Origin of the sequence: Escherichia sp. 94.0001, assembly GCF_013369155.2 — a bacterium.
GTDB lineage: Bacteria > Pseudomonadota > Gammaproteobacteria > Enterobacterales > Enterobacteriaceae > Escherichia > Escherichia coli_F.
Window position 1 is genome coordinate 24,689 of record NZ_JABWMS020000025.1, and the last position, 14,316, is coordinate 39,004.

The 14,316-nt window shown below is 52.9% G+C and carries 12 protein-coding genes; 6 read left to right on the plus strand and 6 right to left on the minus strand.

Translation table 11 applies throughout. The features are described from left to right. Positions 1-56 precede the first annotated feature (56 nt). A complete protein-coding gene (yijE, locus tag HEN33_RS13480) occupies positions 57-962 on the plus strand; it encodes a cystine transporter YijE (RefSeq protein WP_176263052.1) in 906 nt (301 codons plus the stop codon). A 24-nt stretch (positions 963-986) separates the two neighbouring features. Here yijE and HEN33_RS13485 read toward each other — a convergent pair whose 3' ends face one another. From HEN33_RS13485 to ptsP, 4 genes are all read right to left on the minus strand, one after another. After that, entirely contained in the window at positions 987-1,604 is a 618-nt protein-coding gene (locus HEN33_RS13485; RefSeq protein ID WP_032185645.1) for a DUF1287 domain-containing protein, read from the minus strand. A 272-nt stretch (positions 1,605-1,876) separates the two neighbouring features. Further along, complete coding sequence (gene gldA, locus HEN33_RS13490) at positions 1,877-2,980, minus strand: bifunctional L-1,2-propanediol dehydrogenase/glycerol dehydrogenase (RefSeq protein ID WP_176263051.1); 1,104 nt, start codon at positions 2,978-2,980, stop codon at positions 1,877-1,879. Between the two features lie 10 nt (positions 2,981-2,990). Beyond that, positions 2,991-3,653 carry a fructose-6-phosphate aldolase gene (fsa, locus tag HEN33_RS13495; protein WP_000424845.1) on the minus strand — a complete coding sequence of 221 codons (663 nt, stop codon included), beginning with the start codon at positions 3,651-3,653 and terminating at the stop codon, positions 2,991-2,993. 11 nt (positions 3,654-3,664) lie between these two features. After that, entirely contained in the window at positions 3,665-6,166 is a 2,502-nt protein-coding gene (gene ptsP, locus HEN33_RS13500; RefSeq protein WP_176263050.1) for a phosphoenolpyruvate--protein phosphotransferase, read from the minus strand. A 308-nt stretch (positions 6,167-6,474) separates the two neighbouring features. On the opposite strand from ptsP, the gene HEN33_RS13505 reads away from it, so the two are divergent. Genes HEN33_RS13505 through HEN33_RS13525 form a run of 5 tightly spaced genes read left to right on the plus strand, consistent with a single transcriptional unit; the run spans position 6,475 to position 11,424 of the window. Then, entirely contained in the window at positions 6,475-7,554 is a 1,080-nt protein-coding gene (locus HEN33_RS13505; RefSeq protein ID WP_001004468.1) for a PTS fructose transporter subunit EIIC, read from the plus strand. 14 nt (positions 7,555-7,568) lie between these two features. Then, a complete protein-coding gene (locus HEN33_RS13510) occupies positions 7,569-7,889 on the plus strand; it encodes a PTS fructose-like transporter subunit IIB (RefSeq protein WP_000161265.1) in 321 nt (106 codons plus the stop codon). A gap of 50 nt (positions 7,890-7,939) precedes the next feature. Further along, positions 7,940-10,237, plus strand: a complete 2,298-nt coding sequence (locus HEN33_RS13515) for a formate C-acetyltransferase (RefSeq protein WP_176263049.1) — start codon at positions 7,940-7,942, stop codon at positions 10,235-10,237. Further along, complete coding sequence (locus tag HEN33_RS13520; RefSeq protein WP_176263048.1) at positions 10,203-11,081, plus strand: [formate-C-acetyltransferase]-activating enzyme; 879 nt, start codon at positions 10,203-10,205, stop codon at positions 11,079-11,081. The genes HEN33_RS13515 and HEN33_RS13520 overlap by 35 nt, the downstream gene beginning before the upstream one ends. Position 11,082: 1 nt before the next feature. Further along, positions 11,083-11,424 carry a PTS fructose-like transporter subunit IIB gene (locus HEN33_RS13525; protein WP_000323849.1) on the plus strand — a complete coding sequence of 114 codons (342 nt, stop codon included), beginning with the start codon at positions 11,083-11,085 and terminating at the stop codon, positions 11,422-11,424. Here the strand turns inward: HEN33_RS13525 and HEN33_RS13530 are convergent. Together HEN33_RS13530 and HEN33_RS13535 are read right to left on the minus strand one after the other, a co-directional pair. After that, positions 11,411-12,262, minus strand: a complete 852-nt coding sequence (locus tag HEN33_RS13530) for an AraC family transcriptional regulator (protein ID WP_105284533.1) — start codon at positions 12,260-12,262, stop codon at positions 11,411-11,413. The genes HEN33_RS13525 and HEN33_RS13530 overlap by 14 nt on opposite strands. A 148-nt stretch (positions 12,263-12,410) precedes the next feature. Continuing rightward, positions 12,411-14,144, minus strand: a complete 1,734-nt coding sequence (locus HEN33_RS13535) for a phosphoethanolamine transferase CptA (protein WP_000556307.1) — start codon at positions 14,142-14,144, stop codon at positions 12,411-12,413. Positions 14,145-14,316 lie beyond the last annotated feature (172 nt).

Consider the following 14,316-nt stretch of genomic DNA (forward strand, 5'->3'; position numbering starts at 1 on the left):
TGAAGTTTCTTTACCAGCGTATAGTGTCCACAGGAAAACTACACACTGGATCTCTCATGTCTGCCGCAGGAAAGAGCAACCCACTGGCAATCAGTGGCCTGGTTGTGCTCACACTTATCTGGAGTTATAGCTGGATTTTCATGAAGCAAGTCACCAGCTACATCGGTGCCTTCGACTTTACCGCTTTACGCTGCATTTTCGGCGCTCTCGTTTTATTCATCGTCCTTTTATTACGCGGTCGCGGCATGCGCCCGACGCCCTTTAAATACACCTTAGCCATTGCCCTGTTACAAACCTGCGGGATGGTTGGCCTGGCGCAGTGGGCGCTGGTGAGCGGCGGAGCGGGGAAGGTGGCGATCCTGAGCTATACCATGCCGTTCTGGGTGGTGATTTTCGCCGCGTTGTTTCTCGGTGAACGCCTGCGACGCGGGCAATATTTCGCGATTCTGATTGCCGCTTTCGGCTTATTTTTGGTGTTGCAGCCGTGGCAACTCGATTTCTCTTCGATGAAAAGCGCCATGCTGGCGATCCTCTCTGGTGTCAGTTGGGGGGCGAGTGCCATTGTCGCTAAACGCCTTTACGCCCGTCATCCGCGCGTAGATTTATTGTCGTTAACATCCTGGCAGATGTTGTATGCGGCGCTGATGATGAGTGCGGTCGCTTTACTGGTGCCGCAACGTGAAATTGACTGGCAGCCCACCGTATTCTGGGCGCTGGCCTACAGTGCGATTCTGGCGACGGCGCTGGCCTGGAGCTTATGGCTGTTTGTGCTGAAAAACTTGCCCGCCAGTATTGCCAGCTTAAGTACACTGGCGGTTCCCGTTTGCGGCGTACTCTTTTCCTGGTGGTTGCTCGGTGAGAATCCCGGCGCGGTTGAAGGCAGCGGTATTGTGCTGATTGTGCTGGCACTGGCGCTGGTGAGCCGTAAGAAAAAAGAAGCCGTCAGCGTAAAAAGGATCTGAATTTTTTACAGGTGGGGCGAGCGCTTATTTAGCAAAATACCGATAATGCCCCACCATCCGCCAGCTAAACAGCACGTCTTCTTCCTGCGCGCCTGCGCCAATGTTATGTATCACCAGCGGCGTACCGTCGCGGGCAAAGCCATCTGACACCACTCCGATATGCGCCAGCCCATTATCTAATCGCCAGGAGACAATATCGCCCGCTTGGTAGTCACTGGCGTTTTTGCTGGTGGGGCGTGTTTTATCGTGGCGGGTAAACCAGGTTTCCAGATTAGGCACCCGACGGTGATCGATGTTGCTGTCCGGGCGCTTTAACTTCCACTTTTGCGGATAATCGGCAAAATTCTTCGCCATATCTTCGTGAACCAGTTTTTGCAAATCGACCTTCTGGCTGCGCAGGGCGCGGATCACCACATCGGAACATACGCCGCGTTCTTGCGGGACATCACCGCCAGGATAAGTAAGCTGCACATACGCCGGATCGTAAAATAGCGTGCTGCCAATTTGCTGTCTGGCACCGTCTGCGATGGCAAGATTGGTGTTGGCCTGGATTTGTACCACGGTTGGTGGAACAGCGGGAGATTTTAAGGAGTAACTGGTAAATACCGTCAGAAGACTGAACAACGCCAGTGAAGCTTTCATCTGTTTCGTCCGTGAAAAAATATTCACAGATTCGACCTTCCGGGCTAACGATTGTTCTGTGGAGAAAATGTCCAGAAGCGGATATAAAACTCCCGAACAACGTGGGAGTATCAGATTAATGGCACAGAGTGCCGGATGCGGCGTGAACGCCTTATCAGACATAAAAAGCACGTAAATTCAATGCATTGCATATATTTCGTAGGCCTGATAAGCGTAGCGCATCAGGCAATTTTGCGTTCAAACTCCCGGACAAGCCGGGAGTTTGGCATAGATTATTCCCACTCTTCCAGGAAACGCTGACCGTACTGGTCGGCTACCAGCAGTGCGGCGTAAACCTGATCTGGCGTCGCGCCGCCAGGCATGTTGTGGATGGTTTCACCTTCTGCACATGCCGCTTCTGCCACAATCCGCATTTTCGCCGGGACATCTTCTTTAATATCCAGTTGAGCGAGGGTTATTGGCAAACCTACCGCATGGCTAAGTGCAGCTACGGTTTCGATTTCTTCCACCGGCGCATTTTCCAGAACCAGCTGCGTCAGCGTACCAAATGCCACTTTTTCACCATGATAATAGTGATGGGCATCAGGGATTGCAGTCAGGCCGTTATGCACCGCGTGCGCCGCAGCCAGCCCACCGCTTTCAAAGCCAACGCCGCTCAAATAGGTGTTCGCTTCAATCACGCGTTCCAGTGCTGGAGTTACTACATGCTGTTCGGCGGCAAGCATCGCTTTTTCGCCTTCTTCCAGCAGCGTGTTGTAGCACAGTTCAGCCAGCGCCAGCGCTGCCTGAGTACACTTACCGCCCGCCATTGTGGTCGCACCGCTACGAGAGCAAGCACGCGCTTCAAACCAGGTCGCCAGCGCATCGCCGATACCCGCCGCTAACAGACGTGCAGGTGCGCCCGCGACGATTTTGGTGTCGACAATGACCATATTCGGGTTATTTGGCAACAGCAGATAGCGGTCAAACTCACCATCATCGGTGTAGATAACAGACAGCGCGCTGCATGGTGCGTCGGTAGAGGCAATAGTCGGTGCGATCGCTACCGGAACATCCATGAAATGTGCCAGCGCTTTGGCAGTATCGAGGGTTTTTCCGCCACCGATACCGAGAATTGCGCCACACTGCGCAGTCTCCGCGATGCCACGCAGACGGTCGATCTCATTTTGCGAACATTCACCGCCAAACGGCGCAATTTCTACTACCAGTCCAGCATCTTTAAAGCTTTTCTCGACAGTGGATTGAGCAAAACCTAAAACAAATTTGTCACCCACCACTAACCAGCGTTCTGCCAGCGGCTTCAGGTACTCGCCCAGACGATTAATGACATCTGCGCCCTGGATGTATTTACCCGGTGATTGAATAATGCGGTCCATAATTGCTCCTTTAGAGATGAGTAGTGCCAAATGCGGCATTCCAGTCGTGCTCAAACTTCTCTATAGCCGACTCTACCGCAGGAGTGTTGAGCATTTGTTGCGCTACATCTAAGGGTAGGGTGATGGACTCACATCCTGCCAGCAAACAATCCAGCGCCTGACGCGGTGTTTTAAAGCTGGCAGCCAGCACCATGCTTTCTGGCGCGTGCATTTCCAACAGCGCTTGCAGCTCCTGAACCGTACGAATGCCGTCACCGCCCTGGGCGTCGACGCGGTTAACATACGGAGCAACATATTTTGCCCCTGCCAGCGCGGCTAATAACCCTTGTGCGGCGCTATATACAGCGGTGCCAAGTGTAGTAATACCCTCTTTTTTCAGCATTTTAATGGCGGCAAGACCTTCGGAAGTTACCGGGATTTTCACCACAATGCCCGGAATGGCGTCGCGCAGGCGCTTCGCTTCTTCCACCATACCCTGTGCGTCACGACTCATGGTCTGAGCAAACAGAATACCCTCATCACCAATCGCTTTTTGCAAACGCGGCAGCACTTCCCAGATGGACTCCTTGCTGGCAGCGATAATGCTCGGGTTAGTTGTTACCCCGGCAATCGGGAATATGCGTGCCAGACGTTCGACTTCTGCGACGTTAGCGGTGTCCAGATACAGTTCCATGATGTTTCCTTTTACAGTTCCAGTTCATGTTGCAGCAGGCTGGCGATAGCGTCGGCAGAGGCGGCGTTAACCAGCGCGTTACGGAATTCTTCGTGCATGATGCGGCGAGCGAGGCGCGAGAAAATGCGCATATGCTGATCGCCGGCAGCGTGTTTGTTAAGGGTTAACATAATGATGAATTGTGCTTCATCATCGCCCCAGCGCACTGGCGCTTGCAGACGCGCCACGCTGATGGTGGACTGCTCAATGTGTTCTGATTTGCTGTGTGGAATGGCAAAACTAAAGCCCAGACCGGTAGAGAAAACGGCCTCGCGCGCCCACAAGTCGGCTTCCAGTTTACGCGGATAGCGGCAGCGGCCCGCCAGCAGCAGGTTATCGGTCATGCCTTTGAGCACTTCTTCTTTGCTGCGCCAGTCGCTTTCCAGCGTGATGCACTCGGCGGTGACCAGCGGTGCGTCCTGTTGCGTCATGCGGAATTGTGCCAGCAGGTGTTCCACTTCCAGCGAAGTACGGCAGGCCATTGCCTGGTTGAGTAACTGGCGGCATTCGCGGCTATCAAGTTGCGCCATCCGCGCTTTCGCCGCCGGAATTGACGGTGCACTCATGCTCAACTCATCCAGCCCTAAACCGACCAGCAACGGCAGCACGGAACCTTTCGCCCCCAGTTCACCGCACAGACCAATCCATTTGCCCTGGCGATGCACTGCCTGCACGGCGTAATCAAGCGCTCGTAAGAATGCCGGATTCAGGCTGTTGTAGTGACGAGTTACCTTAGCGTTATCGCGATCCACTGCCAGCAGATATTGCGTCAGGTCATTACTACCAATACTAAAGAAATCAATCTCCTCACAGCATTGATCGATGATGAACATTACTGACGGCACTTCAAGCATGATACCGAGCTGGATCTTCTCATCAAACGGAATGTGTTCGTTACGCAGCTGCTGTTTAGCTTCCGCCAGTTTTTCTTTCACCCATAAGATCTCTTCCATTGAAGAGATCATCGGGATCATGATTTTCAGGCTGCCATGAGCGGAGGCGCGCAGGATCGATCGTAGCTGCGTGGTAAACAACGAGGCGTACTCTTCATAAATACGTACGGCGCGATAACCGAGGAACGGGTTTGCCTCTGCGGGAATATTCAGATAATCAACGGGTTTGTCACCGCCAATATCCATAGTGCGCACAATAATGCTGCGTCCGTTGGCGGACTCCAGCGCCTGACAAAAAATGTTGTACAGCTCGCTTTCGCCCGGTGCACTGGTGCGATCCATATAGAGCATTTCAGTGCGGAACAAACCAACGCCTTCCGCACCATTGCCGAATGCGGCCTGCGCTTCGACGGAGTGAGCGATGTTAGCGGCAATTTCAATGCGGATACCGTCAGCGGTACGGGCTTGTTGGGTCAGCCAGACACGCTGTTGCTCACGAAGGGCGTTCTGTACGCGGGCTTCTTGCTGATAATAACGGGCTACGGCTTCTCCAGGCTCAACCACAATCGCCCCAGCGTTGCCGTCGATATAAATCGTTTGATGCTGCCACGGAGTAAGGGCATCAATATCCACACCAACCAGCGTCGGAATGTTGAACGAACGGGCAAGGATCACCGTGTGTGAGGTGGTGCCGCCGCTTTTGAGCAACAATCCTTTGAGGTGATTTTTATCCAGTTCGAGGAACTGGCTAGGGGTCAGTTCATCCGCCATACAAATGGCGGGCTGCGTTAGCTTGCCCGGTGCCGGAAAGCGTTTCTCGCCGTAGATTTGCTGGAGTAACTGGAAGCAGACATCGCGCACATCCAGCGCGCGTTCTTGCAGGTAGCTGCTGCTGGAACGGGAAAACTCTTCGCAAAAGTGATTCGCACTGGCGACAATCGCTTCGGCGCAGCTTAATCCAGCGCTGACGCCTGCCAGTAAATGTTCGCGCAGGGAAGTATCGCCAGCCAGGGAGCGGTGCGCTTCCAGAATCGCGCTGGTAGCACCGTCGCTATCCAGCAGACGAAACTCAATATTTTTCAGTACCAGTGTCAGGCCGTTTTCCAGCGCGGATTGCTCGGCGTCAACGCCGTTGGTTGCGGGAAGATTACCCAGCGCATTGAGATCTAAAGAAGAGATCGGCGTCAGAATGCCGCCTGCGCTACCGCTGCACACGGTGCGGGCGCGGATAATTCGCGGATTCAGGTTGGTCAGTGAAACCGGCAGCGGCTCCAGTTCGTCAGATTTTACTTCCGCCAGCGGTGCGTCGCAGTGGGGGAATTCATCGCGCAGCCATTGGCTTAAACGCTGGTGCGCTTCCTGCTCGTCGGCCCCGGAAATCAGTAACTGGCAGTTATCACCCACCAGCGTATCGGTGCCAATCAGTGCAAGGGCGCTTTTGGCGTTGCCCTTGCGGTCAGTGCGCAGGTTATGCCACTCAATTTGTGATGAAAAAGTATTACACAGCGTTTCAACGTGGCTTGCCGGACGCGCATGTACGCCGTTAGGTAGCTCACAAATAAATTCCACAATCAGGGCCATTGCCTCTCTCCCGGTACGGTTTTCTGTTTACAGGATAAGAGCGCACGGCAACGGCCTGCCATGTGACAAATCTGCCAAAAGCTGGACAAATGTAATGTAACCGTCAATTTGCGACGCGTCTCACAAGACGCCGTTCTGCGGCATGCTTCCGGGTTATCGCAAGTTATGAGGCGGATCGCATTTTTGTACTGATATTACAAAAGTCCAGTAAATGGCCTTTTTATCCACTGTTTGCTCCGCCTGCGATTGCCTATTGTTTCCTCCATCAAAAATATGGACATGGGCTTTCACAAGCCCGGGAGCAGCTTATGAATGAGTTGGTGCAGATCCTGAAAAATACCCGCCAGCATTTAATGACGGGCGTTTCACACATGATTCCCTTTGTGGTATCGGGCGGTATTTTGCTGGCGGTTTCCGTCATGTTGTATGGCAAAGGCGCAGTGCCGGACGCCGTAGCCGATCCGAATCTGAAAAAACTGTTTGATATCGGCGTTGCAGGTTTGACGCTGATGGTGCCTTTCCTCGCCGCTTACATCGGTTATTCCATTGCAGAACGCTCTGCGCTGGCTCCGTGCGCTATCGGTGCCTGGGTTGGTAACAGCTTTGGTGCGGGCTTCTTTGGCGCGCTGATCGCCGGGATTATCGGCGGCATCGTGGTGCATTACCTGAAGAAAATTCCGGTGCATAAAGTTCTGCGCTCGGTGATGCCAATCTTCATCATTCCGATCGTCGGCACACTGATTACCGCTGGTGTCATGATGTGGGGACTGGGCGAGCCGGTGGGTGCGTTGACCAACAGCCTGACTCAGTGGCTACAGGGGATGCAGCAGGGCAGCATTGTTATGCTGGCGGTGATCATGGGTCTGATGCTGGCGTTCGATATGGGTGGTCCGGTTAACAAAGTGGCCTATGCCTTCATGCTGATTTGCGTTGCTCAGGGGGTTTATACCGTGGTGGCTATTGCCGCTGTTGGGATTTGTGTTCCACCGTTGGGCATGGGGCTGGCGACGCTGATTGGTCGTAAAAATTTCTCTGCAGAAGAGCGCGAAACCGGCAAAGCGGCGCTGGTGATGGGGTGCGTTGGGGTTACCGAAGGGGCGATTCCTTTCGCCGCTGCCGATCCGCTGCGTGTCATTCCGTCCATCATGGTCGGTTCAGTTTGTGGTGCAGTAACTGCGGCGCTGGTCGGTGCGCAGTGCTATGCAGGCTGGGGTGGTCTGATTGTGCTGCCGGTGGTTGAAGGCAAGCTGGGTTATATCGCCGCAGTGGCTGTCGGAGCAGTGGTGACGGCAGTCTGCGTGAACGTGCTGAAAAGTCTGGCGCGTAAAAATGGGCCTTCGACTGATGAGAAGGAAGACGACCTGGATCTGGATTTTGAAATTAATTAATTGAGGAACGAGCCATGACGAAAATTATTGCAGTAACCGCATGTCCATCTGGTGTTGCCCATACTTATATGGCGGCAGAGGCGCTTGAAAGCGCTGCGAAAGCGAAAGGTTGGGAAGTGAAAGTAGAAACTCAGGGCTCGATTGGTCTGGAAAATGAACTGACTGCGGAAGACGTGGCGAGCGCCGATATGGTGATTCTGACCAAAGATATCGGCATCAAGTTTGAAGAGCGTTTTGCTGGCAAGACCATTGTGCGCGTCAACATCAGCGACGCGGTAAAACGCGCTGACGCCATTATGAGCAAAATTGAAGCTCACCTGGCACAAACCGCTTAAGTCCTTATCCCGCTCGCAAGGGCGGGTTCGCTTCCCCACAGGAGTTCCTCATGACGAATCGTATCTCTCGCCTTAAAACTGCACTGTTTGCTAATACCCGTGAAATCTCGCTGGAGCGGGCGCTGCTTTATACCGCCAGCCATCGGCAAACCGAAGGCGAACCAGTGATATTGCGCCGGGCGAAAGCAACAGCGTATATCCTTGAACATGTTGAAATTTCGATTCGTGATGAAGAACTGATTGCTGGTAACCGTACCGTAAAACCGCGCGCCGGGATTATGTCGCCGGAAATGGACCCTTACTGGCTGCTGAAAGAGCTGGATCAATTTCCGACGCGACCGCAGGACCGCTTCGCCATTAGTGAAGAAGATAAACGTATCTACCGCGAAGAGCTGTTCCCATACTGGGAAAAACGTTCGATGAAAGATTTCATCAACGGGCAGATGACGGATGAAGTAAAAGTCGCGACCAGCACGCAGATTTTCAGTATCAACCAGACAGATAAAGGCCAGGGGCACATCATTATTGATTACCCGCGCCTGCTGAATCACGGGCTGGGTGAGCTGGTGGCGCAGATGCAGCAACATTGCCAGCAACAGCCGGAGAATCACTTTTATCAGGCTGCGCTGTTATTGCTCGAAGCCTCGCAGAAACACATTTTGCGTTACGCCGAACTGGCGGAAACGATGGCGGCAAACTGCACTGATGCCCAGCGTCGCGAAGAACTGCTGACTATCGCGGAGATCTCCCGCCATAACGCCGAACATAAGCCGCAGACGTTCTGGCAAGCGTGCCAGTTGTTCTGGTACATGAACATCATTCTGCAATACGAATCCAACGCCAGCTCGCTGTCTTTAGGGCGCTTCGACCAGTATATGTTGCCTTTCTATCAGGCATCATTAACCCAGGGCGAAGATCCGGCGTTCCTGAAAGAACTGCTCGAATCTTTATGGGTGAAATGCAATGACATCGTGCTGTTGCGCTCCACCAGCAGCGCGCGTTATTTCGCAGGTTTCCCAACCGGCTATACCGCCCTGCTCGGTGGGTTAACCGAGAACGGACGTAGCGCAGTGAACGTGCTTTCGTTCCTCTGTCTCGATGCTTATCAAAGCGTGCAATTGCCGCAACCGAACCTCGGCGTGCGCACTAACGCCTTGATCGACACGCCTTTCCTGATGAAAACCGCAGAAACCATCCGCCTCGGCACGGGGATTCCGCAAATCTTTAACGATGAAGTGGTGGTGCCAGCGTTCCTCAACCGTGGCGTTTCGCTGGAAGATGCGCGCGACTATTCCGTAGTGGGCTGCGTGGAATTATCTATTCCTGGCAGAACCTACGGCTTGCATGACATCGCGATGTTTAACCTGCTGAAAGTGATGGAAATCTGCTTGCATGAAAATGAAGGCAATGCTGCGCTGAGTTATGAAGGTTTGCTGGAACAGATCCGCGTCAAGATCAGCCACTACATCACCCTGATGGTTGAAGGCAGCAATATTTGTGATATCGGCCATCGTGACTGGGCTCCTGTACCGCTGCTCTCATCGTTTATCAGCGATTGTCTGGAAAAAGGCCGCGATATTACCGATGGCGGCGCGCGTTATAACTTCTCCGGCGTACAGGGGATCGGTATCGCCAACCTGAGCGATTCTCTCCATGCGTTGAAAGGGATGGTTTTTGAGCAACAGCGTTTAAGTTTTGACGAATTGCTGTCGGTATTAAAAGCTAACTTCGCAACGCCAGAAGGCGAAAAAATCCGCGCTCGCTTAATTAACCGCTTTGAGAAATACGGTAACGATATCGACGAGGTGGATAACATTAGCGCCGAACTCCTGCGTCATTACTGCAAAGAAGTGGAAAAATACCAGAACCCGCGCGGCGGCTACTTCACGCCGGGATCGTATACCGTTTCTGCTCACGTCCCGTTGGGATCGGTGGTTGGTGCGACGCCAGACGGCCGTTTTGCCGGGGAACAACTGGCAGACGGTGGTTTGTCTCCCATGCTGGGCCAGGATGCACAAGGACCAACGGCGGTACTGAAATCAGTCAGCAAGCTCGATAACACGCTGCTTTCTAACGGTACGTTGCTGAACGTGAAATTCACTCCGGCGACCCTGGAAGGTGAAGCGGGATTACGCAAACTGGCCGACTTCTTACGGGCATTTACCCAGCTTAAGTTGCAGCATATTCAGTTTAACGTGGTGAACGCTGACACGTTGCGGGAAGCCCAACAGCGCCCACAGGACTATGCCGGGCTGGTGGTGCGCGTAGCCGGATACAGCGCCTTCTTTGTCGAATTGTCGAAGGAGATCCAGGATGACATCATCCGCCGGACAGCGCATCAGCTGTAACGTTGTGGAAACGCGCCGCGATGATGTGGCGCGCATTTTCAACATTCAGCGTTATTCACTGAATGACGGCGAGGGCATTCGTACGGTGGTCTTTTTTAAAGGCTGCCCGCATCTTTGCCCGTGGTGTGCTAATCCGGAGTCGATCTCCGGCAAAATCCAGACGGTACGCAGAGAGGCGAAATGTCTGCACTGTGCGAAATGTTTGCGTGATGCGGATGAATGCCCTTCCGGTGCGTTTGAACGGATTGGTCGCGATATCAGCCTTGACGCGCTGGAGCGGGAAGTGATGAAAGATGACATTTTCTTTCGCGCGTCCGGCGGTGGCGTCACGCTTTCTGGCGGCGAAGTGCTAATGCAGGCGGAGTTTGCTACCCGTTTTTTACAGCGACTTCGTCTGTGGGGCGTGTCATGCGCCATCGAAACTGCCGGAGACGCGCCAGCCAGCAAGCTGTTACCGCTGGCGAAATTGTGCGATGAAGTGTTGTTCGATTTAAAAATAATGGATGCAACTCAGGCGCGGGATGTGGTGAAGATGAACCTGCCGCGTGTGCTGGAGAACCTGCGTTTGCTGGTGAGCGAAGGTGTTAATGTGATCCCGCGCTTGCCACTGATCCCAGGTTTCACGCTCAGTCGGGAGAATATGCAGCAGGCGCTGGACGTACTGATCCCGCTGAATATCAGGCAGATCCATCTGTTACCGTTTCATCAGTACGGCGAACCAAAATACCGTCTGCTGGGGAAAACATGGTCGATGAAAGAGGTGCCAGCGCCGTCGTCAGCCGATGTGGCAACGATGCGCGAAATGGCAGAACGGGCCGGATTTCAGGTTACCGTGGGAGGTTAAAATGGCATACCTGGTGGCAGTAACCGCCTGCGTCAGTGGCGTGGCGCATACTTATATGGCGGCGGAACGGCTGGAAAAGTTGTGCCAGTTAGAGAAGTGGGGCGTCAGCATTGAAACTCAGGGTGCTTTGGGAACGGAGAATCGTTTAGCGGACGAGGATATCCGCCGGGCGGATGTTGCGCTGTTGATTACGGATATTGAACTTGCCGGTGCTGAGCGATTTGAACATTGCCGCTACGTGCAATGCAGCATCTACGCGTTCCTGCGTGAGCCACAGCGGGTGATGAGCGCAGTGCGCAAAGTGCTTTCTGCGCCGCAGCAAACCCATCTTATTCTGGAGTAGTCGATTTTTCTGTCAGTTGGCTATGGTATTGCCGACGATATTCCGACGGCGAGCGTTCGGTGTTTTTACGAAACAGACGGCAGAAGTAGTTGCTGTCAACAAAGCCGCAGGCATGCGCCACTTCTTTTACCTTCAGGTCATAGCCTTTCAATAACGTCTTAGCGTGTTCCAGTCGCGTGTGATTCAGGTATTCGTTAAATCCAATGGCCCCCGTTTTTTGAAACAGGTGCGAGAGGTAATTTGGCGAAATATAGAACGCCTGTGCGACAGATTCGCGGGTAAGCGCGGTGGCATAGTGTTCGTCGATATAATCGCGAATAGCTTCAAATAGTGCCTGGCTACGTGAGGCGGTCTGGATTTGGCTGCCGAGCAAATCGCGGCAGTGGCTAAGCAGGCTAGCGACGATAAGTCTGGCCGTTTGCTGCTCCTGCGACTGCATTTGCATTTCATTGAGCGTTTGTAGCAGAAAAGAACCAATGCGCGGGCCGCGTCGGGCGACGTGTTGCTTCGCCAGATTTTGATACTGTTTGCCATCCCATTGCACGACGCTGAAACCGAGTTGCTGTTTGCCAAACAGCACGCTAAAGGTAGTGGCGGGGGCTTGCCATTGTGGAAAATTCCAGCCACCAGCGGGAACGTACAGCACATCGCCGGGAACTAACGTTGCTCCAGCGCCGGTATCAACAAATTCACCTTCCAGCACAATTTCCAGCCGTGGAAAATCGACCTGATACGCAAGATCGGGCACCGGGCCGTTGCTGCTGGCAAAGTAAATCTGGCGCAGGGACAGCGGGCCGTTGATCAGGCGGGAGAGCAGATAGCTGACGTCGTGATACATGTTATTCCCTTAGGTACATAGACGGGAAAACAGTAACTGGCATTATGAAAAAAGGCCACCTGAAAAGTGTGGCCTGATGGGAGTGCGATGTAAACATTGTGCCAGTATCGCATCCGGCAAATAGCGCCAGACGCGATACAAAGGTCATTTACTGATTACCCACCTGATCGCCATACGGCAGAGTGTCGTAATCGATCAGCGCGTTTTTCTTGTACGGGTTACCAATCCAGCGGGTAGTTTCTTTGAACTGTGGATTCACCACTGAACGGGTTGGATCGTAACCGTCGTAAGATAAGCCCGCCAAATCTGACCAGGTGTGGATCAGTTCCGCCAGGCTGTATTTACGATCAACATCCTGCGAGAAATCACGCGGATGAGTCGCTTGCCATTTTTCTGACGTCCACAGCAGGAACGGAATGGTGTACATATGACGCGTCGGGTTGTCCTCATTACGCCCCTGAGTTTTGTGCGGCGGCGTGTCGTAAACCTCTTCACCGTGGTCAGAGAAGTAAACCAGGAAACCGTTCGGGTCTGCTGCTTTAAAGTCTTTAATCAGGCTGGCAACCACATGATCGTTATACAGGTTAGCGTTATCATAATCGTTATATGACTCCAGCTCTTCTGCGCTTAGTCCCGGCGGAACATGATCGGTATTGCCATCAAACTTGCCCTGATTTTCCGGGTAGCGGTATTTGTATTTGATATGCGTACCCAGCAGATGAACGATGATCAGTTTCTTCGGCGCAGGGTCATTCAGTACTTCCTGGAACGGCTTCAGCACGTTGGTGTCGTATTCACGCGCACTCTGCGTACGTTGCTGGTTCATGTAGTACTGCTTGTCGGTCTGGCGCGAAAATACCGTCAGCATGGTATTGCGGGCGGTCATCGTCTGCTGGTTGGTGATCCAGAAGGTTTTATAACCCGCCTGTTTCATCATGTTCATCAGCGACGGCTGCGTCAGATACAGATCCGGGTTCTTTTCATTGGCAAAAGTCAGCGCCTGTTGCAGGATTTCAATGGTGTACGGACGAGACGTCACCACGTTATTAAACACGGTCAGATTCGGATCGGTTTTATGCAGTGCATCCAGCTCCGGCGTGGTTTCACGCGGATAACCGTACAGACTCATGCGTCCACGCTGGGTCGACTCGCCAATCACCAGCACTAAGGTGCGCGGTTCGTTACCCGATTCATCTTTGAAATTAGCCAGCGGCGGCAAGGCATTATTTTCATTCAGTAGCTTTGTTAGCGAGTTTAGTTGCTGACGATACTGATAATAGCCGGTCAGGAATTGCCACGGTGCGGCAGGCTCCATACGCGATGCCAGGTTATCCAACGTTTTCTCAAACGGCTTGTTTTTGATAAACGTATTCATGGCGATCGGATGCAGAATCAAGCCATAAAGCAGGGCAAAAGAGACAACATAACGCCACGGCTTTGGAATATAGACCGGGCGCAGGCGTGTCCACAGCAGAACTGCCACCGCCGTATAGGCCAGCGCGATAAGCACAATTTTCAGGCTGAAATACTGGCTTAAATACTCGCTGGCTTCGTTGGTGTTGGTTTCGAACATCACAAACAGAACGCTCTGCGAGAACTCCTGACCGTAGATGACGTAGTAGCACAGCGCCGCCAGAGAGGCCGCCCATAGCACCACGCCGATTACTGCGGCAATAATTTTAATCCGCTTCGGAAAGAGGAATACCGGGATCAACCACAGCGAACTGAATAACAGCGAGTCGCGAATGCCGTTAGTGCCACTATAACCACTGATGTAAATAATGGCCTGTAGCAGAGTAGAGAAAAACCAAAAGTAGAGCAGTGCCCAACCCAGGGCTTTCCAGCTAAAAAGAGGTTTAGCCTGGACTTCTGTGGAATGCATAGTAAGAACCTGTCTTGAAAAAATATCGCCGAATGTAACGACAATTCCTTAAGGATATCTGAAGGGATATCCAGAATTTGAATAAAATGCAGACAGAAATATATTGAAAACGAGGGTGTTAGAACAGAAGTATTTCAGAAAACCCTCGCGCAAAAGCACGAGGGTTTGCAGG